This is a genomic window from Micromonospora humida (assembly GCF_016901255.1).
Classification (GTDB): Bacteria; Actinomycetota; Actinomycetes; order Mycobacteriales; family Micromonosporaceae; genus Micromonospora; species Micromonospora wenchangensis.
The window spans coordinates 188,443-214,396 of sequence record NZ_JAFEUC010000016.1; the positions used below are offsets into that span (position 1 = coordinate 188,443).

At 73.6% G+C, this 25,954-nt stretch carries 21 protein-coding genes and 1 pseudogene; 15 read left to right on the plus strand and 7 right to left on the minus strand.

Features of this window, described 5'->3' with window-relative positions; genetic code table 11:
- Nucleotides 1–99 precede the first annotated feature (99 nt).
- Nucleotides 100–1,527 carry a dihydrolipoyl dehydrogenase gene (gene lpdA, locus JQX11_RS27670; protein ID WP_204927862.1) on the plus strand — a complete coding sequence of 476 codons (1,428 nt, stop codon included), beginning with the start codon at nt 100–102 and terminating at the stop codon, nt 1,525–1,527.
- Nucleotides 1,528–1,598: 71 nt separating this feature from the next.
- Complete coding sequence (gene sucB / locus JQX11_RS27675; RefSeq protein ID WP_204927863.1) at nt 1,599–3,434, plus strand: 2-oxoglutarate dehydrogenase, E2 component, dihydrolipoamide succinyltransferase; 1,836 nt, start codon at nt 1,599–1,601, stop codon at nt 3,432–3,434.
- A gap of 95 nt (nt 3,435–3,529) precedes the next feature.
- Here sucB and JQX11_RS27680 read toward each other — a convergent pair whose 3' ends face one another.
- The gene (locus tag JQX11_RS27680; RefSeq protein WP_204927864.1) at nt 3,530–4,474 is read right to left on the minus strand and encodes an SDR family NAD(P)-dependent oxidoreductase; all 945 of its coding nucleotides are present in this window, start codon (nt 4,472–4,474) and stop codon (nt 3,530–3,532) included.
- A gap of 228 nt (nt 4,475–4,702) precedes the next feature.
- On the opposite strand from JQX11_RS27680, the gene JQX11_RS27685 reads away from it, so the two are divergent.
- The 3 genes from JQX11_RS27685 (at nt 4,703) to JQX11_RS27695 (ending at nt 7,138) form a co-directional block, all read left to right on the plus strand.
- Nucleotides 4,703–5,380 (plus strand): TetR/AcrR family transcriptional regulator, encoded by a 678-nt coding sequence (locus tag JQX11_RS27685; RefSeq protein WP_307826375.1) that lies wholly within the window; start codon nt 4,703–4,705, stop codon nt 5,378–5,380.
- 134 nt (nt 5,381–5,514) lie between these two features.
- A complete protein-coding gene (locus JQX11_RS27690; protein ID WP_204927866.1) occupies nt 5,515–6,033 on the plus strand; it encodes a hemerythrin domain-containing protein in 519 nt (172 codons plus the stop codon).
- Nucleotides 6,034–6,181: 148 nt separating this feature from the next.
- Nucleotides 6,182–7,138, plus strand: a complete 957-nt coding sequence (locus JQX11_RS27695; protein WP_204927867.1) for an LLM class flavin-dependent oxidoreductase — start codon at nt 6,182–6,184, stop codon at nt 7,136–7,138.
- Between the two features lie 16 nt (nt 7,139–7,154).
- On the opposite strand, the gene JQX11_RS27700 is transcribed toward JQX11_RS27695, so the two are convergent.
- Complete coding sequence (locus tag JQX11_RS27700; RefSeq protein ID WP_204927868.1) at nt 7,155–7,526, minus strand: MerR family transcriptional regulator; 372 nt, start codon at nt 7,524–7,526, stop codon at nt 7,155–7,157.
- A gap of 55 nt (nt 7,527–7,581) precedes the next feature.
- On the opposite strand from JQX11_RS27700, the gene JQX11_RS27705 reads away from it, so the two are divergent.
- From JQX11_RS27705 to JQX11_RS27725, 5 genes are all read left to right on the plus strand, one after another.
- Entirely contained in the window at nt 7,582–8,595 is a 1,014-nt protein-coding gene (locus JQX11_RS27705) for an aldo/keto reductase (protein ID WP_204927869.1), read from the plus strand.
- Between the two features lie 284 nt (nt 8,596–8,879).
- Nucleotides 8,880–9,779 carry a TIGR01777 family oxidoreductase gene (locus tag JQX11_RS27710; RefSeq protein WP_204927870.1) on the plus strand — a complete coding sequence of 300 codons (900 nt, stop codon included), beginning with the start codon at nt 8,880–8,882 and terminating at the stop codon, nt 9,777–9,779.
- 136 nt (nt 9,780–9,915) lie between these two features.
- A complete protein-coding gene (locus JQX11_RS27715) occupies nt 9,916–11,739 on the plus strand; it encodes a DUF6311 domain-containing protein (RefSeq protein ID WP_204927871.1) in 1,824 nt (607 codons plus the stop codon).
- A gap of 102 nt (nt 11,740–11,841) precedes the next feature.
- Nucleotides 11,842–12,480 carry a lipoyl(octanoyl) transferase LipB gene (gene lipB, locus JQX11_RS27720; protein ID WP_204927872.1) on the plus strand — a complete coding sequence of 213 codons (639 nt, stop codon included), beginning with the start codon at nt 11,842–11,844 and terminating at the stop codon, nt 12,478–12,480.
- Between the two features lie 4 nt (nt 12,481–12,484).
- Nucleotides 12,485–12,877, plus strand: a complete 393-nt coding sequence (locus JQX11_RS27725) for a VOC family protein (protein ID WP_204927873.1) — start codon at nt 12,485–12,487, stop codon at nt 12,875–12,877.
- A 663-nt stretch (nt 12,878–13,540) separates the two neighbouring features.
- Here JQX11_RS27725 and aspS read toward each other — a convergent pair.
- Nucleotides 13,541–14,827: an aspartate--tRNA(Asn) ligase gene (gene aspS / locus JQX11_RS27730; protein ID WP_204927874.1), complete on the minus strand. Its 1,287-nt coding sequence runs from the start codon at nt 14,825–14,827 to the stop codon at nt 13,541–13,543.
- Between the two features lie 358 nt (nt 14,828–15,185).
- Here aspS and lipA point away from each other — a divergent pair, with 358 nt between their 5' ends.
- The 3 genes from lipA (at nt 15,186) to JQX11_RS27745 (ending at nt 18,741) form a co-directional block, all read left to right on the plus strand.
- A complete protein-coding gene (gene lipA, locus JQX11_RS27735; RefSeq protein ID WP_204927875.1) occupies nt 15,186–16,235 on the plus strand; it encodes a lipoyl synthase in 1,050 nt (349 codons plus the stop codon).
- A 215-nt stretch (nt 16,236–16,450) separates the two neighbouring features.
- Nucleotides 16,451–17,974, plus strand: coding sequence for an NAD(P)/FAD-dependent oxidoreductase (locus JQX11_RS27740; RefSeq protein WP_204927876.1), 1,524 nt, complete (start codon nt 16,451–16,453; stop codon nt 17,972–17,974).
- Nucleotides 17,975–18,051: 77 nt separating this feature from the next.
- Entirely contained in the window at nt 18,052–18,741 is a 690-nt protein-coding gene (locus JQX11_RS27745) for a DUF4191 domain-containing protein (protein WP_204927877.1), read from the plus strand.
- Between the two features lie 101 nt (nt 18,742–18,842).
- Here the strand turns inward: JQX11_RS27745 and JQX11_RS27750 are convergent, their stop codons facing one another.
- Complete coding sequence (locus JQX11_RS27750; protein ID WP_204927878.1) at nt 18,843–19,253, minus strand: RDD family protein; 411 nt, start codon at nt 19,251–19,253, stop codon at nt 18,843–18,845.
- A gap of 319 nt (nt 19,254–19,572) precedes the next feature.
- Here JQX11_RS27750 and glnA point away from each other — a divergent pair, with 319 nt between their 5' ends.
- Nucleotides 19,573–20,997, plus strand: a complete 1,425-nt coding sequence (gene glnA, locus JQX11_RS27755; RefSeq protein WP_088644628.1) for a type I glutamate--ammonia ligase — start codon at nt 19,573–19,575, stop codon at nt 20,995–20,997.
- A 16-nt stretch (nt 20,998–21,013) separates the two neighbouring features.
- Here the strand turns inward: glnA and mptB (JQX11_RS27760) are convergent, their stop codons facing one another.
- Both mptB (JQX11_RS27760) and mptB (JQX11_RS27765) read right to left on the minus strand, forming a co-directional pair.
- Nucleotides 21,014–22,510, minus strand: a complete 1,497-nt coding sequence (gene mptB, locus JQX11_RS27760; protein WP_204927879.1) for a polyprenol phosphomannose-dependent alpha 1,6 mannosyltransferase MptB — start codon at nt 22,508–22,510, stop codon at nt 21,014–21,016.
- A 13-nt stretch (nt 22,511–22,523) separates the two neighbouring features.
- Nucleotides 22,524–23,966 (minus strand): polyprenol phosphomannose-dependent alpha 1,6 mannosyltransferase MptB, encoded by a 1,443-nt coding sequence (gene mptB, locus JQX11_RS27765; protein ID WP_232378679.1) that lies wholly within the window; start codon nt 23,964–23,966, stop codon nt 22,524–22,526.
- Between the two features lie 35 nt (nt 23,967–24,001).
- On the opposite strand from mptB (JQX11_RS27765), the gene JQX11_RS27770 reads away from it, so the two are divergent.
- Nucleotides 24,002–25,660: a hypothetical protein gene (locus tag JQX11_RS27770; protein ID WP_204927880.1), complete on the plus strand. Its 1,659-nt coding sequence runs from the start codon at nt 24,002–24,004 to the stop codon at nt 25,658–25,660.
- Nucleotides 25,661–25,839: 179 nt separating this feature from the next.
- Here JQX11_RS27770 and JQX11_RS33725 read toward each other — a convergent pair.
- Nucleotides 25,840–25,954: pseudogene (locus JQX11_RS33725) on the minus strand (IS30 family transposase); the annotation flags it as partial.

Sequence of the window (25,954 nt, forward strand, 5' to 3'; positions counted from 1 at the left end):
GAGTACGTGTCGGGGACGTGTCGTTGGGCACCTCGGTACGCGCTGCGGACGCGCTAGTGACAAGATGACCGAGGTGGGGTCTGCCCGTGGCGCCCCACCGTGACCCCCCGATGCAGCGAAGCGACCAGGGAGTTGGACGTGAGCGAGCCGAACGACGCAACCTTCGACATCGTCATTCTCGGAGGTGGCAGCGGCGGCTACGCGGCGGCGCTGCGTGCCGCCCAGCTTGACCTCTCCGTCGCGCTGATCGAGAAGGGCAAGCTCGGCGGCACCTGCCTGCACAACGGCTGCATCCCGACCAAGGCGCTGCTGCACGCGGCGGAGATCGCCGACCAGACCCGCGAGTCGGCGCAGTTCGGCGTCAAGGCCGAGCTGGTCGGCATCGACATGGCCGGGGTCAACTCGTACAAGGACGGGGTGATCGCCCGCCTCTACAAGGGCCTCCAGGGGATGATCAAGGGCAACAAGGCGATCACCGTCGTCGAGGGCCACGGCCGGCTGGTCGGCCCGAACGTCGTCGAGGTCGACGGCAAGCGGTACACCGGCCGCAACGTGATCCTGGCCTCCGGCTCGTACGCGAAGAGCCTGCCTGGCCTGGAGGTCGACGGCGAGCGGATCATCACCAGCGACCACGCGCTGACCCTGGACCGGGTGCCGGCGTCGGTGATCGTGCTGGGTGGCGGCGTGATCGGCGTCGAGTTCGCCAGCGTGTGGAAGTCCTTCGGGGTGGACGTCACCATCGTCGAGGCGCTGCCCCGGCTGGTGGCCGCCGAGGACGAGGAGTCGTCGAAGGCGCTGGAGCGGGCGTTCCGCAAGCGGAAGATCAACTTCAAGGTCGGCAAGCCGTTCGAGAAGGTCGAGAAGACCGAGAAGGGCGTCAAGCTGACCATCGCCGGCGGCGAGACCGTCGAAGCCGAGCTGCTGCTGGTCGCCGTCGGCCGGGGCCCGAACACCGCCGACCTCGGCTACGCCGAGCAGGGCGTCAAGCTCGACCGGGGGTACGTGCTGACCGACGAGCGGCTGCGCACCGGCGTACCCAACGTCTACGCGGTCGGCGACATCGTGCCCGGCCTCCAGCTCGCCCACCGGGGTTTCGCCCAGGGCATCTTCGTCGCCGAGGAGATCGCCGGCCTGAACCCGGCCGTGATCGACGAGGCCGGCATCCCGCGCGTCACCTACTCCGACCCGGAGCTCGCGTCGGTGGGCCTGACCGAGGCGAAGGCCAAGGAGCAGTACGGCGACAAGGTCAAGGTCTACAACTACAACCTCGGCGGCAACGGCAAGAGCCAGATCCTCAAGACCGCCGGTTTCGTGAAGCTGGTCCGGGTCGAGGACGGCCCGGTGGTCGGCGTCCACATGGTCGGTGCCCGGGTCGGTGAGCTGATCGGCGAGGCGCAGCTCATCTACAACTGGGAGGCCTACCCGGCGGAGGTGGCGCAGCTCGTGCACGCCCACCCGACCCAGAACGAGGCGCTGGGCGAGGCGCACCTGGCCCTGGCCGGCAAGCCGCTGCACGCGCACGCCTGACCCACACTCATTCCGCGACGCCGGCGGCAAGCGGGCGAGGATCGCACCAGGCCACGAAGGAGTTTCAGAACATGCCGGTATCGGTCACCATGCCTCGGCTCGGCGAGAGCGTCACCGAGGGCACCGTCACCCGCTGGCTCAAGCAGGAGGGCGAGACCGTCGAGGTCGACGAGCCGCTGCTGGAGGTCTCCACCGACAAGGTCGACACCGAGATCCCCTCCCCCGCCGCGGGGGTGCTGAGCCGGATCGTGGTCGGCGAGGACGAGACCGCCGAGGTGGGCAGCGAGCTGGCCGTCATCTCGGGTGAGGGCGAGTCGGCCGGCGGGGACGCCCCGCAGGCCGACGGTGAGGCCGACGGGCAGGAGCAGGCCGCGCCGGCCCCCGAGCCGACGGCCGCCGCCGAGGGCACCGGCCCGGAGCCGGAGCAGGACGAGCCGGCCCGGGAGCAGCCGGCGGCGCAGGCCGCCCCGGCGTCGTCGGGCGAGGGCACCCCGGTGAAGATGCCGGCCCTGGGCGAGAGCGTCACCGAGGGTACGGTCACCCGCTGGCTCAAGCAGGTCGGCGAGACCGTCGAGGTCGACGAGCCGCTGCTGGAGGTCTCCACCGACAAGGTCGACACCGAGATCCCGTCGCCCGTCGCCGGCACCGTCCTGGAGATCAAGGTCCCCGAGGACGAGACCGCCGCCGTCGGCGCAGACCTGGCGATCATCGGCGCGGCGGGCGCGGCCCCGGCCGAGTCGAAGCCGGAGCCGGAGCCGGCCCCGAAGGCGCAGGCCCCGAAGGCGGAGCAGCCCAAGGCCGAGGCGAAGCCGGAGCCGCAGGTCACCGAGCCGACGCCGGGCGCGGGCTACAGCGAGCCGGCCGCCGAGGCCGAGTCGGCGGCCCAGCCGGTGCAGGCCGAGCGGGCCGCCCAGCCGGCCGCCCCGGCGGCACCGGCCGCGCCCGCCCAGGGTGGCGGCGACGCCCCCGGTTACGTGACCCCGCTGGTCCGCAAGCTGGCCGGCGAGCACGGTGTCGACCTGGCGTCGGTCAACGGCACCGGCGTGGGTGGCCGGATCCGCAAGCAGGACGTGCTGGAGGCGGCGGAGAAGGCGAAGGCGGCCAAGGCGGCTCCGGCCCCCGCCGCGCAGCCGGCCGCCGCGGCGACCCCGGCCGCATCGGCGGCGAAGCCGCAGCCGAGCGGCAAGCGGGGCACCACCGAGAAGCTGACCCGCATCCGCAAGGCCATCGCCAACCGCCTGCAGGAGTCGCTGCACGAGATGGCGCAGCTCACCACGGTGATCGAGGTGGACGTCACCCGGATCGCCAAGCTGCGGGCGCAGGCGAAGGACTCGTTCCAGCAGCGGCACGGCGTGAAGCTGTCGTTCCTGCCGTTCTTCGCGCTGGCCGCCATCGAGGCCCTGCAGACGTACCCGATCGTGAACGCCCGGATGGACCTCGACGCGGGCACCATCACCTACCCGGACGCCGAGAACCTCGGCATCGCGGTGGACACCGAGCGGGGCCTGCTGACGCCGGTCATCCACAACGCCGGTGACCTCAACCTGGGCGGCATCGCCAAGCGCGTCGCCGACCTGGCCGAGCGCACCCGGACCAACAAGATCAGCCCGGACGAGATCGCCGGGGCGACCTTCACGCTGACCAACACCGGCAGCCGGGGCGCGCTGTTCGACACCCCGATCGTGCCGTCGCCCCAGTCGGCGATGCTCGGCACGGGTGCCGTGGTGAAGCGTCCCGTCGTCGTCAACGACCCGGACCTGGGCGAGGTCATCGCGGTCCGGTCGATGGTCTACCTGGCCCTGTCCTACGACCACCGGCTGATCGACGGCGCCGACGCGGCCCGGTTCCTGGTCGCGGTCAAGGAGCGGCTGGAGGGCGGCAACTTCGAGGCCGAGCTGGGCCTGTAACACCCGCCTGCGCGAGGGCGCCCCGGTCGGTCGACCGGGGCGCCCTTCGTCGTCACGGGATCGCCGGGCACGCCGGCACGGCACCTCCCGGCGGCTCAGCCGCGCAGGGTCTGCTCGGAGACCGTCCAGAGCCGCTCGGCGGCGGCCGGGTCGAGGGCGTACGCGGCGACGCCGGTGCGGGTGCCGGGCTGGTTCGGGGCGGCCTGCTGGCAGTCCTCGAAGTACCGGCCGCCGATCCCGTCGAGCAGCGGCGAGGTGGCGACCAGCACCGAGGTGGCGGCACCCTGCTCGACGGTCTTCCAGGTGGCCGCGCCGCCCCCGCTGGCGGCCCGCATCCGCTCCAGTTCCTCGGCGCTGACGTACCGCTGGAGGTTGGTGTGGATCGCGCCGGGCATCAGCGCGTTGCTGACGATGCCGTCGTCGGCCCAGCGCCGGGTCGCCTCGACGGCGAACAGCACGTTCGCGGTCTTCGACTGCCCGTACGCTTCCCACGGGTCGTACGGGCGCTGCCGGAAGTGGATGTCGTCGAAGACCACCGGGGAGCGCAGGTGCGCCGCGGAGCTGACCGCGACGACGCGGGCCCCCTCGGCGGCGGCGAGGGCGCGGTGCAGCCCGGTGGCGAGGGCGAAGTGCCCGAGGTGGTTGGTGGCGAACTGCAACTCCCAGCCCTCGGGGGTACGCCGTTCGGGCGAGGCCATGATGCCGGCGTTGTTCACCAGCAGGTGCAGCGGCCCGTCCCAGGTGGCCACGAAGGCGGCCACCGACGCCCGGTCGGCGAGGTCGAGCGGGGCGACCAGCAGCCGGTCGTTGCCGGTGCTGTCGGTGATGTCCGTCGCGGCGCGCCGACCGGCGTCGAGGTCGCGTACGGCCAGGGTGACGTCGGCTCCGGCGGCGGCGAGGGCGCGGGCGGTCTCCACGCCGATGCCCGAGGCGCCGCCGGTGACCACGGCGCGTCGACCGGTGAGGTCGACGTCGCGGACCACCTCCAGGGCGGTGGTGCGGGCGTCGAAGGGGGTGTGGACCGGTGTGTCGGTGGTCATGATCCGTCCTTGTCGGTGCGGCGCGGGCCGGGCGGCCCGGCCGGTACGATGAGAAGTGGAGGGCCCTCCGTTACGGTCTCCGAGACTAACCGGAGGTTCCTCCGGTTGCCAACCGGTCGCCGGGCCGGTCCGGTCCGGGTCGCCGTCGTCACCCCGCAACGGGGCGGCCGACGGCCGCCGGCACGCACCCGTGCGGTGATCCCACCGCACCCGATGTCAGGAGGCGACGTGCCGCCCACCAGCCCCGGCGGCGACGCGCCGCAGACCCGGCCGAGCCGTGACACGCCGCAGACCCGACCGAGCCATCACACGGGGCAGACCGGCCCGAGCGGCGGCGCGCCGCAGCCCGGTGCCCGGCCGCTGCGCGCCGACGCGCTGCGCAACCGTCAGCGACTGCTCGACACCGCCGTCCGGGCGTTCTCCCGGCAGGGGCCGGAGGTGACCCTGGAGTCGATCGCCCGGGAGGCCGGGGTCGGCATCGGCACCCTCTACCGGCACTTCCCCACCCGGGAGGCGCTGGTGGAGGCCGCCTACCGCAACGAGCTGGCCAAACTCTGCGACGCCGCCGACGAGCTGCTGACCCGCCTACCGCCCGCCGAGGCGACCCGGGCCTGGATGGACCGCTTCGTCGACTACCTCGCCACCAAGCAGGGCATGGCCGACGCCCTGCGCCTGGTGATCGCCGCCGGCACCAACCCGTACGCGCAGAGCCGGGACCTGCTGGTCGCCGCGCTGACCCGGCTGCTCGCGGCCGGTGTCGCCGCCGGCACGATCCGCCCGGACGTCGACCCGGGGGACGTGCTGGCCGGGCTGGGCGGGATGTCGCTTGCGGCGCAGGGGCCGGAGCAACGGGACCTCGCCGGCCGCCTGCTCGACCTGCTCATGGCAGGGCTGCGCCGACCCTGACGACGGGCCGCACCCGGCCCGTCAGGTGTGGGCCGCGCCGACGCCGGGGGGGCCGTAGAATCGTCGTCAGCGTCGCGGTGTACCCGGCACACAGACCGCCGAGGGCACGGCGGCGCCGGACAGCAGGGACACCTGTGCACCCCGATTCCACCTCCGCCGACCGCCTGACCGCGCTCGGCCACCAACTGGTAGAGATCCATCTCTGGCTGCTCGACGAGCTCGACCAGCTCCGGGCCGGCCTCGCCGCCGGTCCCGACGGGTCACCCGGCGCGGAACGTTTACGCGGTCTGCGTACCCACTGCCTCAGCTTCTGCTCGGCGCTCACCCGGCACCACACCGGCGAGGACGCCGGTGCGTTCCGGGTGCTCGCCGACGAGGCGCCCGAGCTGCGGCCGGTGCTCGACAAGCTCAGCCGGGACCACCGCATGGTCGACTGGATCGTCCGCCGGATCGAGGCGCTGGTCACCGCTCCACCGACGGACGACCCCGCGGCCGTCGACCGGGTACGCGTCGAGCTGGAGGGCCTGTCCGCGATCCTCGCCTCGCACTTCCGCTACGAGGAACGCACCCTCACCGCCGCCCTCGACGCGCTCGGCCAGCGGGCCGGCGACACCACGGCACTGCTCGGGGTGACCCCACCACCGGACTGGTGAGCCGGGCCGCCGGATTCCACGCCCCCGCGCCGACGGTTGCGCGCCGGCCCCGGCGGACCCCGAGGCGAGGGCGGCGGGCGATTCTCCGGTTGGCAGAATCCGGGCCTGCGGGATGGCCGGGACGACCCGCGACGGCGAAGCTGGGCCGGTGACCGTCTTCTCGCTCCAGGCCACCCCGACCGACGCGGCGGGCTGGGTCGACCTCGCCCGCCGGGCGGAGTCGGTCGGCTTCGACGCCCTGCTCGCCGCCGACCACCCGGGCGACGTGACGTCCCCGTTCGTCGCGCTCGCCGCCGCCGCGTCGGTGACCGGCACGATCGGGCTCGGCTCGTACGTGTCGAATCTGGGGGTGCGGGAACCGATCCTGCTCGCCGCCGACGTGGCCACCCTCGACCTGGTCTCCGGTGGACGGGCCCGGCTCGGTGTCGGCGCCGGCCACACCCCCGCCGAGTGGGCCGCCGTCGGCCGGGTACGCCCCGACGTCGCCGGTCGGGTACGCCGCTGCGTGGCCGTCGCCGAGGCGGTCCGCGCCCTGCTCGACGGCTCCCCGGTGACGGTCGACTCCCCCGACCTGGTGGCGCGGGAGGCCCGGCTGACCTCGCCCCGGCCGGTGCAGGACCGCATCCCGTTGACCATGGGCACCGCCAACTCGACGCTGCTGCGTTGGGCCGGCGCGCACGCCGACGTGGTCGGGTTGACCGGTTTCGGGCGTACCCTCGCCGACGGCCACCGGCACGAGGCGCGTTGGCGGATCGACCAGATCGAGGCGCAGCTCGCGCACGTGGCCGCCGGGGCGGCCGGCCGGGACACCCCGCCCGCGCTGGAGGCGCTGGTGCAGACGGTCGTGGTCACCGACGACGCCGGGGCCGCCGCCGCCGAGCAGGCCGAACGGATCGGTCTGACCGTCACCGAACTGCTGGCCACCCCGTTCGTGCTGATCGGCACGGTGGACGAGATCGTCGCGGCGGTCGCGGCCCACCGGCGTCGCTGGGGTGTCACCCGCTTCGTGGTACGCCGGGACGCCCTCGAACCGCTCGTCCCGGTGCTGGCCCGGCTGCCCGGTGCCCCACCCGCTCCGGACGGGTCGGGGTCCACCCGACCGTGACCGGCCGGCCGGGCGCTCAGGGGGTGGGGGTCGCCCCGGTGAGGCCCTGGTAGAAGCGGATCTTCTCGCGCAGGTGGGCGTACTGGCGCTGCAGCAGGGTCAACTGTTCCTCGACCCGGGCGGCGTGCTGCTCCAGCAGCTCCTGCCGGGCGGCGACGGTGTGTTCCCCCTCGCGGGACAGCTCGGCGTAGCGGCACATCTCGGCGATCGGCATGCCGGTGTCGCGCAGGCAGCGGAAGATCACCAGCCAGCTCAGGTCGTCGTCGGTGAACACCCGACGGCCACCCGAGGTGCGGCCGACGCCGCTGAGCAGGCCGATCTTCTCGTAGTAGCGCAGGGTGTCGAGGCTGAACCCGCTGCGCCGGGCGGCCTCCGAGGGCGGGTACATGGGCCGGATGTTACCGCTTGACCTGGAGCGCACTCCAGGTTGAAAACTGGTCGGCATGACGACGACACGGACTCTGGGCCGCAGTGGAATCGAGGTCGGCGCGATCGGCATGGGGTGCTGGGCGATCGGCGGCCCGCTGTGGGGCGACGACGGTCAGCCGTACGGCTGGGGTGAGGTGGACGACGACGAGTCGGTCGCCACCATCCACCAGGCCCTCGACCTGGGCGTCACCCTCTTCGACACGGCCAGCAACTACGGGGCAGGGCACAGCGAGCGGGTGCTCGGCCGGGCGCTCGCCGGCCGGCGGGACCGGGCGGTGATCGTCACCAAGTTCGGCAACCGCAGCGACGAGGCGACCCGGCGGGCGCTGGGCGTGGACGCCAGCCCGGCGTACGCGGTGGCCAGCCTGGAGGGATCGCTGCGCCGGCTCGGCACCGACCACGTCGACCTCTACCTGCTGCACCTCAACGACCTGCCGGCGTCCGCCGCGCTCGACCTGGTCGACACCCTGGAGGGTCTGGTCACCCAGGGCAAGATCCGGGGGTACGGCTGGAGCACCGACAACCCGGACTCGGCGCGGGCGCTCGCCGGGGCGGGGCCGCACTGCGTCGCCGTCGAACACGACGAGTCGGTGCTGAACGACAACCCGGAAGTGCTCGCCGTCTGCGACGCCTTCGACCTGGCCAGCCTCAACCGGGGGCCACTGGCGATGGGCCTGCTCACCGGGGCCACCCGCACGCTGGGCGGGGACGACGTGCGGGGCCGGGCGCCGGAGTGGCTGGTCTGGTTCCGCGACGGCCGGCCCACCCCCGAGTGGTCGGCCCGGGTGGCGGCGATCCGGGCGGCGTTGACCGCGGACGGCCGCACCCTCACCCAGGGGGCGCTGGGCTGGCTGCTGGCCCGCAGCCCCCGGACGCTGCCGATCCCCGGGTGCCGGACGGTCGCGCAGGCCCGGGAGAACTTCGCCGCCCTCACCCTCGGCCCGCTCCCGGCGGACGCGTTCGCCGAGGTGGAGCGCCTCCTGACCGACCTGCGCCCGACCCCGGCCGGCAACGCGACCACCCGGTAGGTCCCCGCCACCGCGAGCCCCGATCCTCCCGCCCGACCACTCGCCCCCGACTCCCCCGCCCCACCTCGGCGGGTCGCCGCCCCGTCCCCGGTGATCAAGAGGTTCGAGTCAGTTGATCAAGAGGTTCGCGTCAAGATTGATCTTCAACTTGACGCGAACCTCTTGATCACCGGAACGAGCCGGCCGGGGGTGGACGTCGGGGGGGTTGGGTTGGGTTGGGTGGGGTTGGGTGGGGGTTGGTGGTCGGCGCATCCGATCGGGAGCGCGTGCCCGAAGATAGGGGTATGCGGATCCTGATGGCCGGCGTGTCCGGCTTCCTCGGCACCCGGCTGGTCGACCGCCTCACCGACGACGGGCACCAGATCACCCGGCTGGTCCGGCGGTCGCCGCGTACCCCCGACGAGCAGCGGTGGGACCCGACCGCCGGGCAGCTCGACCCGGCCGTGGTGGCCGGGGTCGACGCGGTGGTCAACCTGGCCGGGGCCGGGGTGGGCGACAAGCGGTGGACCGACGACTACCGCCGGGTGATCCGGTCCAGCCGGGTGGACACCACCACCACGCTGGCCGTCACGATCGCCGGGATGCCGGCGGCGGACCGGCCCCCGGTGCTGCTCAACTCCTCCGCGGTCGGCTGGTACGGCAACACCGGCGACCGGGTGGTCGAGGAGGACGCCCCGGCGGGTGAGGGGTTCCTCGCCGACGTGTGCCGGGTCTGGGAGGCGGCGACCCGACCCGCCGAGGACGCCGGGGTCCGGGTGGTACGGCTGCGGACGGGCCTGCCGCTGCACCGCGACGGAGGGCTGCTCAAGCCGCAGCTGCTGCCGTTCAAGCTGGGCATCGCCGGCCGGCTCGGCAGCGGGCGGCAGTGGCTGCCGTGGATCTCGCTGCGGGACTGGCTAGACGCGACGGTGTTCCTGCTGACCGCCGGGGAGGTCGCCGGCGCGGTCAACGTGGTCGGCCCGAACCCGGTCACCAACGCCGAGTTCACCCGGGAGTTCGCCCGCCAACTACACCGGCCGGCGATCGTCCCGATCCCCGCGGTCGCCCTGAAGGTCGCCCTGGGCGGCTTCGCCCAGGAGGCGCTGACCAGCGCGAGGGTCCTGCCCGCCGTGCTCACCCGGGCCGGTTTCCCCTGGACCCACCCCGAGCTGCCCGCCGCGCTGCACGCCGCCCTGCACGACTGACCCGGGCGGCCCGCCGGCCGACGACCGACCCGGGCGGCGCTGCGGGTGGGCCGGCGCGGCGGCCCGGTCGAACCGGGAGTGGCCGGGGTCGCGGGTCCGACCGGTCGGTCCAGTTCCGGTTGGTAACGTCCGCTCCGTGCCGACTTCCCCGACCCTGGCCGCCGACCCGCCGCCCACCGCCGCCCCGGACGCCGCCCGGGGTCGGCGGGCCGACCTGACCGTGCTGGTCGTCGCGGTGGCGCTGGCGGTCTGGGTGACCAGCGGGCTGTGGCGCGACCCGAACCAGCGGGCGATCACCGTGAACTCCAGCGACCAGGCGCTCTTCGAGTGGCTGCTCGCCTTCGGCGGGCACGCCGTCACGCACGGGGAGAACCCGCTCTTCACCCACCTGCTCAACGTGCCGGACGGGGTGAATCTCGCCGTCAACACCTCGATCACCGTGTACGCGGTGGTCTTCGCGCCGTTGACGTACCTGATCGGGCCGCCGGCGACGTTCCTGGTGATCCTCACCCTCAACCTCGCCGCCACCGCGCTGGCCTGGTACTGGCTGCTCTCCCGGCACCTGGTCGCCAGTCGGCTCGCGGCGGGCGTCGGGGCGCTGTTCGTGGCCTTCTCCCCCGGCATGGTCGCGCACGCCAACGCCCACCTGAACTGGACCGCCGGCTGGCTGGTGCCGCTGCTGGTGGCCGGGGTGTTCGCGCTGCGCCGGCCGGGGCGCTGGCTGCGGGGCGGGCTGGTGCTCGGGGTGCTGGTCGCGGTGGCCTTCTCGATCGCCGCCGAGGGGTTGTTCTTCACCGCCCTGGCGGTCGCCGTCTTCCTCGCCGTCTGGGCGGTGCACCCGGCCCGCCGGGCGCAGGCCCGCGCCGCGCTGCCGGACTTCCTACGCGGGCTGGGGGTGACCGCGCTGGTCGCCGGGGTGCTGCTGGCGTACCCGCTGTGGTTGCACTTCGCCGGGCCGCAACGGTTCCACGGCACCGGCTTCGACCCGGTCATTCACGCCGAGGACATCGCCGCGTTCGGGGCGTACCCGAGCCGGTCGCTGGCCGGGGCGCTGGGCTGGGACACCACGCTGGCGCCCAACCCGACCGAGGAGAACAGCTTCTTCGGGGTGCCGCTGCTGCTGCTCACCGTGGTCTGCTTCGGGTGGCTGTGGCGTCGGGCCGGTCCGGGCCGGCAGGCCACGCTGACCGCGCTCGGGGTGACCGCCGTGGTGTTCGCGGTGCTGTCCTGGGGGCCGCTGGCGAAGTGGAACGGTCAGCGCACCGGCCAACTGCTGCCCTTCGGGGTGCTGGACAACCTGCCGGTGGTCAACGCCGCCCTGCCGTCCCGGCTGGCCCTGGTGGTGGCCCCGGTGATCGGGGTGCTGCTGGCGTACACGATCGACCGGTTGCGGGCGACACCGCCGGGCCGCACGGCCGCCTGGGTGTGGGGGGTGGGTTTCGCGGCGGCGCTGCTGCCGCTGCTGCCCACCCCGCTGCTGACCAGCGTCCGCCCGCCGGTGCCGGAGTTCGTCACCGCCGGCACCTGGCGGGAGTACGTCTCACCGGGCGGCGTGCTCACCCCGATCCCGCTGACCCTGGACGTGACCCCCGACGGGCAGCGCTGGCAGGCGTACGCCCTGTCCCACCGGCAGGGCGAGTTCCGGTTGCCCGCCGGCTTCTTCCTCGGCCCCGGCGGCCCGGACGGGCGGGGTCGGATCGGGCCGCCGCCGCGCACCTTCGACACGCTGATGGACCAGGCCGGGCGGACCGGGCTGGTGCCGATCGTCACCGAGGGCAGCATCCGCCTGTCCCGGGCGGACCTGCGGTACTGGGGGGTCGAGGCGGTCGTCCTGCCCGACGAGGTGCACGGCGCCAAGTACGACCTCGACGAGGACGCCCTGCGCCGCACCGCCACCGCCCTGCTCGGCGAGCCCCGCCGGGTGGACGACGTGTGGCTCTGGACGGTCCCCACCACCTGACGGGTCCACCACCTGAGGGGTCCGCCGCCTGCGCGGGTCACGCAGGGTGGCGCGACGAGGCTCACGGGGCACGGCGGAGACCGGCGGGGCTAGGGTGGCAGGGTGAGCGTGACGACTTCCGGGGTGACCGCCGTCCGGGCGGGTGTGGTCGACTACTCGGCCGCATGGGACGAGCAACGGCGGCTGCACGAGGCGGTGGTGGCCGGCCAGCGCGGCGACACCGTGCTGCTGCTGGAACACCCGAGCGTCTACACCGCCGGCAAGCGCACCGAGCCCTGGGACCGGCCGATGGACGGCACCCCCGTCGTCGACGTGGACCGGGGCGGCAAGATCACCTGGCACGGTCCGGGGCAGCTCGTCGGCTACCCGATCGTCCGGCTGCCCGACCCGGTCGACGTGGTCGCCTACGTCCGCCGCACCGAGCAGCTACTGATCGACGTCTGCGCCGAGTTCGGGCTGACCGCCGGCCGGGTCGAGGGACGCAGCGGCGTCTGGGTGCCCGACGACGACCGGGGTCCGGCCCGCAAGGTGGCCGCCATCGGCATCCGGGTCGCCCGGGGCGTCACCCAGCACGGCTTCGCCATCAACTGCGACTGCGACCTGTCGTACTACGACCGGATCGTGCCGTGCGGCATCGCCGACGCCGGCACCACCTCGCTCACCGCCGAGCTGGGCCGCCCCGTGACGGTGGCCGAGGTGCTGCCCGTGGTGGAACGGCACCTGCCCACCCTGCTCGGCTGAGCCGGTGCGGATCGACCTCGTCACCCTCGTCGTCGCCGACTACGACCCGGCCATCGCGTTCTTCACCGGGATTCTCGGCTTCGAGCTGGTCGAGGACGCGCCGTCGCTGACCAACGACGGCCGCCCGAAGCGGTGGGTGGTGGTCCGCCCGCCCGGCGGGCAGACCGGCATCCTGCTGGCCCGCGCCGACGGTGAGCGGCAGGAGGCGGTGGTCGGTGACCAGGTGGCCGGCCGGGTCGGGTTCTTCCTCCAGGTGGACGACTTCGACGCCGTCCACCGGCGGCTGGTCGACGCCGGCGTGGAGTTCGTGAGGCCACCGCGCACCGAACCGTACGGCCGGGTGGCGGTGTTCCGGGACATCGCCGGCAACCGCTGGGATCTGCTCGGCGCGGCCTGACCCCGCTGCCACGTCGAGCCGTCACAGCAACCGGGGGCGGCATCCGCCACGCGGCTGCCCGTCCCCACGCCCGTTCCCCTCCCGGCCCGGCGCAGCAGCAGCCGCCCCGCGCGGCCGCCACCACCCGGCACCCCCGGCGCGACTGGCGGTGGCCGGTCCAACCGCATCCCGGGCAAGCATCAGCTTGGGTCTGAACCGGCCAGCGCAACAGTGCGCGACCGCACCCACAACCCACCTTCACTACGCAGCGTCACCAACCTCCCTCTGCCGCCCACCCTTCTCCACACGCTTTGCTCTGCTGCCCTGGGCGCACCGAGCGCGGAAGGTAACCGTCGCGTCGGTGGCAGCAGAGCAAAGCGTGGAGGGGCAGGTAGGTGGGGCAGCTGGAGATGAGGGCAAAAATCCTGCTCAGCGGGATGAGTGCGAATTTCGGACGCAGGGCAGCGCCGGTACCCCCGAAAATCGATCACCCAGGGTGATCGCGGGCGGCCTCAGCCCGATTCGTCACCCAGGGTGCTCGACCCACCCGAGGCGGCAGCGTCGACCGACATGCGGGCGACCCCGGCAAGGGCCGCCACCGCAAGGCCGGCACCGCAAGGCCGGCACCGCAAGGCCGGCACCGCAAGGCCGGCACCGATGGGCCACCGGGTAGCGCACCGCAGCTCAGGGGGTCAGCCGGTGCAGGTCGCGCGGGAAGGCGGTCACCTCCCGGACGTTTGCCGCGCCGACCAGTCGGGCCACGAACCGCTCCAGGCCGATCGCGAAGCCGCCGTGCGGCGGCATCCCGTGCCGGAACGCGTCCACGTACCCGGCGTACGGCTCGACCGGCTCGCCGCGCGCCGCGAGGGCCGCCAGGTAGTCGGCGTGGCGGTGCAGCCGCTGCCCGCCGGTGACCAGCTCCAGACCCCGGAAGAGCAGGTCGAAACCGTTCGAGTACGCGGGCCGGGCCGGGTCGGGGTGGGTGTAGAAGGGCCGCTTCGCCATCGGGTACCCGGTGACGAAGAGGAAGTCCGACCCGTGGGTGGCGCGGGCCCACTCCCCCAGCGCCCGTTCGTGGGCGGGGGCCAGGTCGGGTTCGTCGGCGGGTGCGCCGGCGATCCGCAGCGCCTCGGTGAAGTGCACGGCCGGGATCTCGACCGGCACGTCGGGCAGGGTCAGCCCCAGGGCCGCCACCGCGCCGCCGGCCCGCCGGGCCACCTCGGCGAGCATCCCGGCGAGGGTGTCCCGCAGCACCGCCATCACGTCCCGGTGGTCGTCGACGAAGCCCAACTCGACGTCGAGCGAGGTGTACTGGGCCAGGTGCCGGACGGTGTCGTGCGGTTCGGCCCGGAACACCGGCCCCACCTCGTAGACCCGTTCGAAGACGCCCACCATCAGCTGCTTGTAGAACTGCGGCGACTGGGCCAGGTAGGCGGGCCGGCCGAACCAGTCGAGGGCGAAGACGTTCGCCCCGCTCTCGGTGGACGTGGCGACCACCTTCGGGGTGTGGACCTCCACGAAGTCGCGGGCGTCCAGGGTGACCCGGAAGCCGGCCACCGCCGCCGCCGCGATCCGCAGGGCCGCCGCGCGGGTCGGGTGCCGCAGCGCCACCGGCGCGTGGTCGAGCTGGGTGGGCAGGGTCGCGGTGAGCGTCGGCCGGTAGAGGTCGAACGGGGGCGGCACGGCGGGCGGGCCGAGCGGTCGTATGGTCGGGTGGGTCAGCTCGACCCCGGCGGGCGCGGTGCCGTTGGCGGTGACCGTGCCGACCACCTCGACCACCGTCTCCTCGGGCAGCGCCGTCACGGCGGCCCGCACGTCCGGGTCGGTGACCACCACCTGGGTCAGGCCGGTGGCGTCCCGGACGATCAGGAAGGCCACCGACTTGAGCAGTCGGCGGCGGTGCACCCAGCCGGCGATCCGCACGGTCGTGCCGGTGCGGGTGGACAGGTGGGCGGAAAGGATGCGTTGCACGGCGGTTACCTCCTCGATCAATCGCAACGCGATCCCCGGGAGGTGTGGGCGAGCGGGAACCTCGCGGTGCCACCACACCTTCGCCCCCGCCGTGGCGGGAGCCTCATTCGTCGCCTTTTCACCGGGGCCAGCCGGGCGGGCTCTACTGGGCGCGCGGACGCGCTGTTCTTCCCGCGGCTCGGGAGGGTCTTCGCGCCCCGGCGTCAGACCGCCTTCCAGCGACCGGCGGCTCTCTGCACTGGCGGATCGGGGCGTTACTCGGCTCCGTCACAGCTCTGCCGGCACGCTAGCACCCGTCCCACCGGGCTGTAACGGGCTTTTCCGGCCGCCGGGTGGCCGGTGTCACAAGACCCGTGACGTGACGCCGGTCGCCCGACGTGCATCGATCGCCGCCGTCGGGCGTAGGCTCGGTTTTGTGACGATCGAGCACTCCGCGCCGACGACCCAGCAGGCAGCGCGCTCCGCGACGGTCGCCCCCGAGGGGCGACGGATGCTGCGGATCGAGGCGCGCAACGCCGAGACGCCGATCGAGCGCAAACCGCCGTGGATCAAGGTCAAGGCCAAGATGGGGCCGGAGTACACCGAGCTGCGCGGGCTGGTCTCCCGCGAGGGGTTGCACACCGTCTGCCAGGAGGCCGGCTGTCCCAACATCTACGAGTGCTGGGAGGACCGGGAGGCCACCTTCCTCATCGGTGGCGACCAGTGCACCAGGCGCTGCGACTTCTGCCAGATCGACACCGGCAAGCCGGCCGAGTTCGACGCCGACGAGCCGCGTCGGGTGGCCGAGTCGGTGGCCACGATGGGCCTGCGCTACGCCACCATCACCGGCGTGGCCCGTGACGACCTGCCCGACGGCGGCGCCTGGCTCTACGCCGAGACGGTCCGGCAGATCCACGCGCTGCGCTCCGGCTGCGGCGTCGAGCTGCTGATCCCCGACTTCAACGCCGTCCCCGAGCAGCTCGCCGAGGTGTTCGGCGCCCGGCCCGAGGTGCTCGCGCACAACGTCGAGACGGTGCCCCGGATCTTCAAGCGGATCCGTCCGGCGTTCCGCTACGAGCGTTCGCTCGACGTGATCCGGCAGGCCCGCGCCGCCGGGCTGGTCACCAAGAGCAACCTGATCCTGGGCATGGGCGAGGAGCGGGCCGAGGTCTCCCAGGCGCTGCGCGACCTGCATGAGGCCGGCTGCGAGCTGATCACCATCACCCAGTACCTGCGCCCCACCCCCCGGCACCACCCGGTGACCCGCTGGGTCAAGCCGGAGGAGTTCGTCGAGCTGCGCGAGGAGGCCGAGGAGATCGGCTTCGCCGGGGTGATGAGCGGGCCGCTGGTGCGGTCGTCGTACCGGGCGGGGCGGCTCTACCAGCAGGCGTTGACGGCCCGCCGGGACGCCTCGGTCACCGTCGGCTGACCCCGGGACGCCACCGGGCACGCCTGCGGAAACCCACCGGCCACGGCGACGACCGCCGGGCATTCGAGTGTGTCGATCTTCCCAGACCTCGGCCGCACCCGCAAGAGGTGTCCGGCCGCAGCTCGGCGTCGATTCGGCGACGCTGTCCGGGCACGGCGGGATCGTGTTAGATTCCGCCAGCCCTGACCCGCAACTCATCGATGGTGGTGTCTTTGATGGCGCAGCCGCACACGGTTGTCATCGGCGCCGGCCCTGCCGGCCTCACAGCCGCGTACGAGTTGACCCGGCGACACGCCCCGGTCGACGTGGTGGAGGCCGACGACGTGGTGGGCGGGATCAGCCGCACCGTGGAGCGGGAAGGCTGGCGCTTCGACATCGGCGGGCACCGGTTCTTCACCAAGGTGTCCCGGGTCGAGGCGTTCTGGCACGAGCTGCTCTCCGACGACGACTTCCTGCTGCGCCCCCGGATGAGCCGCATCCACTACCAGGGCCGGCTCTTCGACTACCCGCTGCGGGCCGGCAACGCGCTGCGCAACCTCGGCGTGTGGGAGGCGTGCCGGTGCGTCGGTTCGTACCTGTGGGCGCGGGTGCGTCCGCCGGCCGACCAGAGCCACTTCGAGGGCTGGGTGTCGGCCCGGTTCGGGGCCCGGCTGTACCGGATGTTCTTCAAGACGTACACCGAGAAGGTCTGGGGCATCCCCGCGACGGAGCTGCAGGCGGACTGGGCGGCCCAGCGCATCCGCAACCTCTCCCTCGGCGCGGCGATCCGGGGCGCGCTGCTGCCCCAGCGCGGCGGCACCGAGGTGACCAGCCTGATCGAGGAGTTCCGCTACCCCCGGCTCGGCCCGGGGATGATGTGGGAACGCTGCGCCGAACTGGTGGTCAAGGGCGGCGGGACGGTGGAGCTGGAGACGGCGGTACGCACCGTGCACCGCGAGGAGGGTCGGGCGGTCGCCGTGACCGTCGACGGCCCCTCCGGTGAGCGGCGGATCGCAGCCGACCACGTGGTCTCCAGCATGCCGATCTCGGCCCTGGTCCGGGCGATGGACCCGCCCGCCCCGGCCGAGGTACGCGAGGCCGCCGACGCGCTGCGGCACCGGGACTTCCTGACCGTGGCGCTGGTGGTGCCGGCCGAGGCCGGTTTCCCCGACAACTGGATCTACGTGCACACCCCCGGGGTGCAGGTCGGGCGGATCCAGAACTACGGCGCCTGGTCACCGGAGATGGTCCGGGCCGGCGGCACCTGCCTGGGCCTTGAGTACTTCGTCAACGAGGGCGACGAGCTGTGGTCGACCCCCGACCCGGAGCTGGTCGCCTTCGGCACCGCCGAGCTGGAGCGGCTCGGCCTGGTCCGCCCCGGCTCGGTCACCACCGGGTACGTGGTGCGGATGCCGAAGGCGTACCCGGTCTACGACGAGGGGTACGCCGAGGCCGTCGAGGTGATCCGCCGCTGGCTGGCCGAGGCGGTGCCGAACGTGCACCCGGTGGGTCGCAACGGCATGCACCGGTACAACAACCAGGACCACTCGATGCTCACCGCGATGCTCGCCGCGGAGAACATCCTCGACGGCACCGACCACGACGTCTGGGCGGTCAACGTCGAGGAGGACTACCACGAGGAGGGCGGCACCGACAGCGGCGCCCACGCCGGTCGCGGCGAGGCCGGCACCGGCCGCGCCGCCCCGGTGGTGCCCCGCCCCCGTACCGCGCCGGTCGGGGACCGTTCACCCACCGGCTGACCACCGTCATGGACGGACCCCGGCCGACCACCGGCCGGGGATCCTCCGTCCTGGCGGCGACCACTAGACTCGGCGGCATGGCAAAGCCCCAGGAGAAGGTCTCGTTCGGCCAACGGCTGAAGCAGATCGGGATGGTGTTCAAGTTCACCGCCAAGCAGGACAGGTGGTTCGCGCCACTGGCCGCCGGGGCGGTGCTGATCCCGCTCGCGCTGACCGTGGTCGCGGTGATCCTCTGGGGCTGGCTCTGGTTGCCGATCGGCATCCTGTTCGCCCTGCTCGCCCTGCTGATCGTGCTCAACCTGCGGTCCAACAAGGCGATGATGAACGCGGCCGAGGGGCAGCCCGGCGCGGCGGCGCAGATCATGGAGAGCATGCGTGGTGACTGGCGGGTCACCCCGGCGGTCAGCTCCACCACCCAGATGGACATGGTGCACCTGGTGATCGGCCGGCCCGGCGTGATCCTGCTGGCCGAGGGGCACCCGCAGCGGGTCCGGGGCCTGCTGGGCCAGGAGAAGCGCCGGCTGGCCAAGGTGATCGGCTCGGCACCGCTGCACGACTACGTGATCGGCCAGGGCGAAGGTGAGCTGCCGATCCGCAAGCTGCGGATGACCCTGATGCGGCTGCCGCGCACCCTCAACGGCAAGGACGTCAACTCCCTCGACAAGCGGCTCAAGGCGCTCACCGCCCGCCCGCAGATGCCCAAGGGCGCGATTCCCAAGAACATGCGGCCGCCGGGCCGCGCGTTCCGCCAGACCCGGGGCCGCTGACCCCCTCTGGTACGCCTCCGCGAGCCGGGCCCGTCCGTCGGGCCCGGCTCGCGGCGTGTCCGGGGTCGGCGGGCAGGCCGGGGCCGGCGGGTGAGCCGGAGTCAGCGGGCGGGGCGGGGGGCGTCGGCGACGACCGCCCCGGTGAGCCGGTCGTGCAGGCCGCGACGCTGGGCGTCCATGATCAGGGGCGGTACCACCAGAGCCAGGAGCAGGCCACGCAGGAGCGCCCGGGGTATCCCGAGCCGCCCGCCGTCGGACCAGTCGAGGCAGCGCAGCCGGGTGATCCACATGCCGGGGGTCTGGGCGAAGAGGCCGAGGAAGAAGCCGTACTCGACGATGAGCACCACCACCGGGGCCCAGCCGTCGCGGACCGGGTCGGCGAAGAAGTTCGACACCAGCAGGCAGAGCACCCAGTCGATCACCAGGGCGCCGAACCGTCGGCCGAGGCCCGGCGGGTCGAAGGTGGGGTCGGTGGCGGGCGGCACCGGTGCCGCGGCGGGCGGACTCGTCACGGTGGTCCAGGGTAGTCAGCACCGTCCCGGGGCCGCCCCTCAGCCCACCGCGGGCCCCTGGGGCGGCTCGGGGCGGACCAGCAGGTGGACTCCGGGGGCGTTCCCGCAGTCTGTGCAAATTCGGTCTTATCACCCCGAAAAGCGATACAGTGCTTCAGCCGGTATCGTCCGAACGGACAACCCGGCGGGTACTGAGCGGCGCAGATGACGCTCCGCGAGCGGCGTAACACGGCAGAAACATTGGAGACACGGGCGAGCAACCCCGCGGTCATAGCGTCGCCAGAGCCCAGCCACCGGAGTGGACGTGCCAGGAGGACGTGTGTTTGCCAATCCCGAGGAACTCCTGCGATACCTCAAGAACGAGGACGTAAAGTTCGTCGACGTACGTTTTTGTGACCTGCCCGGCGTGATGCAGCACTTCAACCTGCCGGTGGAGTCCTTCGACGACAGCGTCTTCACCGACGGTCTCGCGTTCGACGGTTCGTCGATCCGCGGTTTCCAGGCGATCCACGAGTCGGACATGCTCCTGCTCCCGGACGTCGCGACCGCCTTCATCGACCCGTTCCGCGCGCAGAAGACCCTCGCGCTCAACTTCTTCATCCACGACCCGTTCACCCGTGAGGCCTACTCCCGGGACCCGCGCAACGTGGCCAAGAAGGCCGAGGCCTACCTCGCCGCCAGCGGCATCGCCGACACCGCGTACTTCGGTGCCGAGGCGGAGTTCTACATCTTCGACTCGATCCGCCACGAGACCTCGGCACACCAGTCGTTCTACTACATCGACTCGGTCGAGGGCGCGTGGAACACGGGGCGTGAGGAGGCCGGCGGCAACCGCGGCTACAAGACCGCGTACAAGGGCGGCTACTTCCCGGTGCCGCCGGTGGACCACTACGCCGACCTGCGCGACTCGATCGTGCGTCGGCTGGTCGACGGCGGCTTCACCGTGGAGCGTTCGCACCACGAGGTCGGCACCGCCGGTCAGTCGGAGATCAACTACAAGTTCTCCACCCTGCTGCACGCCGGCGACCAGCTCCAGCTCTTCAAGTACATCGTGAAGAACGAGGCCTGGGCCAACGGCAAGACGGCCACCTTCATGCCCAAGCCGCTCTTCGGCGACAACGGCTCCGGCATGCACACCCACCAGAGCCTCTGGCTCAACGGCGAGCCGCTGTTCTACGACGAGACCGGCTACGCCGGCCTGTCGGACACCGCCCGCTGGTACATCGGTGGCCTGCTGCACCACGCCCCGTCGCTGCTGGCGTTCACCAACCCGACGGTCAACTCGTACCGCCGGCTGGTGCCCGGCTACGAGGCCCCGGTCAACCTGGTCTACTCGCAGCGCAACCGCTCCGCCTGCACCCGCATCCCGGTCACCGGCAGCAACGCCAAGGCCAAGCGGGTCGAGTTCCGGGTGCCGGACCCGTCCAGCAACCCGTACCTCGCGTTCTCGGCCATGATGATGGCCGGCCTGGACGGCATCAAGAGCAAGATGGAGCCGCCGGCCCCGATCGACAAGGACCTCTACGACCTCCCGCCGGAGGAGTGGGGCGACGTCAAGCAGGTGCCGGGCTCGCTGCCGGAGGTGCTCGACGCCCTGGAGGCCGACCACGACTACCTGCTCGACGGTGGCGTGTTCACCCCCGACCTGATCTCCACCTGGATCGGGTGGAAGCGGGCCAACGAGGTCGACCCGGTGCGCCTGCGCCCGACCCCGCACGAGTTCGCGATGTACTTCGACTGCTGAGGTCCGCCCTCGACGGTCACGTTCCACCGGCCGGGCCGGCTCCGCTTCCGCGGGGCCGGCCCGTTCCGTTGCGCCGGCTCCGCACCACACCGACCAGCAGCACCACCAGCAGCGCGGTCATCACGATCGCGCCGGGCGCCTTGGTGTAGCGGGCGACAGTGGTGCCGTCGGGCAGGGTGAGGAAGGCCGCCACCGCCGCGGGCACCACGAACCAGGTGGTCCGGGTCGCCGACACCGCGAGCAGTAGCAGCGGCCAGGTCACGTACCACGGGTGCAGGACCGGGGCGAGCAGCACCGTCGCGGCCAGCGCCACACCCGCCGCGCCCAGGGTGACCCGGGGTCGGGCCGCCGCCAGCCGGTGCACCCGCTGCCGGACGTCGTTGAGCCGGCGCAGCGCCGTCCACGCCCGCCACCACAGCACCGCGAGCAGCACCACCAGCGCCAGCAGGCCCACCGCCCTCGTCACCGGCACCGCGTCCGGCCGCCGACCGGCCAGCTCACCGACGTAGTCGACGACGAAGCCGACCGCCGTCGGCGGTGACGTCCACTGCTGCGAGTCCCCGCTGCGGGCCAGCCCGGCCACCCAGCCCAGCCCCAACCCGGACAGCGCCGAGACCGCCGCCAGGGTGACCAGGACCGCCCCGGCGAGCCGGCCGCCGTCGCGCAGCAGGGCCCGCAGGGTGTAGCGGCCGTGCACCGCCGTCAACGCCGCGAACGGCAGCACCACCAGCGCGGTCGCCTTCACCGCCACCGCCAGCCCGAGCAGCACCCCGGCGACGAGCAGCCCCCGGGTCCGGCCGGGCGCGCGCACCAGCACCAGCAGACCCAGCGCGAGCAGGCCGAGCAGCACCGCGTCGTTGTGCGCGCCGGCCACCAGATGCACCCCGACCAGCGGCGAGGCCAGCCCCAGCCACACCGCCCGGCGGGTGGGCACCCCGGCGGCACGGGCCAGGCCGGGCAGGCAGAGCGCCGCCAGCAGCACCCCGGCCACCGCGTACAGGCGCAGCACCACCAGGGTGCCGAGCAGGGAACCGCCGGCGGCGGCAGCCAGGGCGGCCAGCAGCACGAAGACCGGGCCGTACGGGGCCGGGGTGTCCCGCCAGATCGGCGCGACCGCGTCCACCCACGGGCAGCCGGCCGCCGCCACCCCCACCCGGTACGGGTCGTGCCCGGCCGCGTACGACCAGCCCTGGCAGGCGTACGAGTAGACGTCCCGGCTGGCCAGGGGCGGGGTGAGCAGCAGCGGCAGCGACCACAGCCCGGCGGTGCGGTACGCCCACTCGGTCGACGGGGCACCGGCACGCAACGCCCACCAGGCGCCCACCATCAGCGCCGTGCCGACCAGCCAGCAGCTCACGGCGGCCGGGCCGTGCGGCCCGCGCCACGGGCCGGTCGGCGGTACCTCGGGCAGCACCCCGCCCAGCCAGCCGGCCACGGCGAGCAGCACCGCCCCGGTCAGCCCGAGGTGGCGCGCCGCGCGGGCCCGCCCGGTTGGTGCGCCGGCCTCGGTCACCGGCCACCTCTCCTCAGTCGGCGGGCGAATCCACGGTGGCGGGTCGCCGTCCCGCCCGAGCCGACCGTACCAACCGCACGGCCACCACGATCACCAACAGCGTCATCAGCGGGGCGCCGGGCATCTTGGTGAACCGGGGCAGCCCGGTGCCGTCCGGCAGCACCAGGAACGACGAGACCAACGCCACCAGCGCGAACCACCGGGTCGACAGGTGGGTCGTCGCGGCGAGCACGGCCATCGGCCACAGCCAGTACCAGGGGTGGAACAGCGGCGCGAGGGCCACCGTCGCGGCCAGCGCCAGGCCGGCGTGCCACAGCGGGTCACGGGTGCGGGCCCGCCACCACAGCCAGACCAGCAGCACCGCCAGCACCAGCATGCCGATCGTCCGGGTCACCGGCAGCGCGTCGACGTCCGCGCCGAACAGTGCCGCCACGTAGCCGGCGGTCTGCCCGACGGCGGTCGGCGGCGAGGTCCAGGCGATCACCAGGCCGCCCTGTTCCAGGCCGGCGATCCACCCGAAGTCCAGGCCCGCCGCCAGGGTCGCGCCGGCCACCGCGACCAGCGCGCCGCCGGCGACCGGCAGGCCGTCGCGCAGCAGCGCCCTGATCCGGTACGGCCCGACCAGCGCGGCCAGCACCGCGAACGGCACCACCACCAGCGCGGTCACCTTCACCGCGCCGGCCAGCCCGAGCAGCACCCCGCCGGCCAGCAGCGGCCAGCGCCGGCCCGGGTTGGCCGCCACCACGGCCAGGCCGGCGACCAGCATGCCGATCATCAGCGCGTCGTTGTGCGCCCCCGAGACCAGGTGTACGCCGACCAGCGGCGAGGCCAGCGCCAGCCACAGCGCCCGGGGCACCGGTACGCCGCAGCGCCGGGCCAGCGTCGGCAGGCAGGCGGCGGTCAGCGCCACCCCGGCCACGGCGAGCAGCCGGAACAGGGCGATGTTGACGGTCAGCGCGGTGTCCGGGTCGAGGCTGCCGGTGAGCCGTACCACCGCCCCGGCGATCATCACGAACAGCGGCCCGTACGGGGCGGGGGTGTCCCGCCAGATGTAGGAGATGGTGTCGATCCACGGGCAGGGCAGCGCCGACACCCCCTGCTCGTACGGGTTGATCCCGGCCGCGTAACTCGCGCCCTGGCAGGAGTACGCGTACACGTCGCGGCTGGCCAGCGGTGGCGCGACCAGCAGCGGCAGCACCCACAGCCCGGCGGTGACAAGCGCCCACCGGGTCGACGGCACCCGGTCGCGCAGGGTCCACCACGCCCAGGCCAGCAGCCCGGTGCCGACCAGCCAGAGGACGATGATCAGTGGCCCGTGCCGGCTCTGCCAGATGCTGACCGGGGTGGGTCGCAGCTCCGACCCCGGCAGCGCGCCCCCGAGGTACGCGGCGATGGCGAGCAGCACCGAACCGGACAGACCGAGCCAGCGGGACAGGTGGTGAGGCACGTCCGTCATGCTGCCAGTAGCGTGGGCGCGGACCGGAGGTGGGCATGCGGGGCAGCAGGGTGGTGGGGTCGGCCACCGTGGTCGCCGCGGTGCTCGCCGGGGTGTGGCTGGCGTTGCCCCCGCTCGGGTCGGACCTGTCGGCCCAGGTGGCCCGCGCCGACTTCTTCGCCGGGCACGGCTGGGCCCTGGTCGACCTGCGCTGGTACGCCGGCATCACGCCGCTCGGCTACAGCCTGGTCTCGCCGCCGCTGATGGCGATCCTCGGGGTGCGCCTGACCGGGGCGTTGGCGCTGGTCGGCTCGGCCGCCGCGTTCGCCGCCCTGCTGGTGCGTACCCGGGTGCCCCGGCCGCTGCTCGGCAGCCTGGTCGGGGTGCTGACGATCACCGGCAACCTGGTCTCCGGCCGGGTCACCTACGCCCTCGGGGTGGCGTTCGGGCTGGCCGCCCTGCTCGCCCTGACCCTGCCGGCCGACCGGCGCGGCCCGGACGGGCCGAGTTCCGCGCCAGCCAGCCGGGGCGGGGCGGGCGGCCGGGATGGGCGCTGGGCACGGGGCGGGCGCTGGGGCCGGCCGGTCCTGGCGGTGGCCGGCGCGGCGCTGGCGTCGGCGAGCAGCCCGGTGGCGGGTCTGTTCGTCGGCCTGGCCGGGGTGGCGCTGCTGGTCACCCGCCGATGGGCCGACGGCCTGCTGCTCGGGGTCGCGGCGGCGGTGCCGCTGGGGGTCACCGGGCTGCTGTTCGGCGAGGGCGGCTGGATGAACATCAGCGGCTCCGACACCCTGCGGTCGGTCACGGTCAGCCTGCTGGTGGCGGCGGTGGTGGCGTACCGGCCGGTGCGGGTGGGGGCGTTGCTGTCGGCGGGCGGGGTGCTGGCGGCGGCGTTGGTGCACACCCCGGTCGGGCTGAACGCGACCCGCCTGGTGACGATGTTCGCGCTGCCGGTGCTGGCCGCCGCCGCCCGGCCACCCGCCCGGCTCACCGCGCGGCTTTCGGCGGCACCCCGTACCGTCACCCGGATCGGCGGTGCGGCGTTGGCCGTGCTGCTGGCGGTGGTGTGCTGGTGGTTGCCGCCGGTGGTCGCCGCCGACGTCCGCAGCGCCGACGATCCGACCGCCGACCGGAGCTACTTCGCCCCGCTCGCCGCCGAGCTGGGCCGGCGCGGGCTCACCGGGCGGGTGGAGGTGCCGCCGACCCGTAACTACTGGGAGGCCGCGCAGCTCGGCGAGGTGCCGCTGGCCCGGGGCTGGCTGCGCCAGGTCGACATCGGGCGTAACCCGCTGTTCTTCACCACCGTGCCGGGGGCCGGTGGCACCGGTGTGCCGTTGACCGCCGACAGCTACCGGGCCTGGCTGGACGAGTACGCCGTGCAGTACGTCGCCGTCGCCGACGCGCCGCTGTCCTGGGTGGGCCGGGCCGAGGCGGAACTGGTCGGGGCGGGGTTGCCGTACCTGACCGAGGTCTGGTCGGACCGGCACTGGCGGTTGTACGCGGTGACCGACCCGACGCCCCTGGTCGCCGCGCCCGGGGTGCTGGTCGGGCAGGACGCTGCCACGCTGACGTTCCGGACCACCGCCGCCGGCCAGGTGCCGGTCCGGGTCCGTCACTCCCGCTGGCTGACCGTCTCACCCGGTGCCACCGTCACCCCCGACGGCCTCTGGACCCTGGTCACCGTCCCCCGCGCCGGCACCTGGACCCTCCACACCTGACCCGCCCCCACCCCCGCCCCATCCCCGCACCCCGCGCCCACGTCCCGCACCTGCTCGGGTTGATCAAGAGGTTTGCGTCACCCCGCCGCCTGGAATTGACGCAAACCTCTTGATCACCGCAGACCGCCCCGTCCGGGTCGCGCGATCAAGAGGTTTGCGTCATCTGCCACGGGGCGGTTTCATGGGGTCGGTGCAAGTAGTAGTCGATCAAGGGCTTCGGCGGGAGTGTCCCATCCGAGGGTCTGTCGGGGGCGGCCGTTGAGTTGGATCGCGACGGTGTCGAGGTCGTTTTGG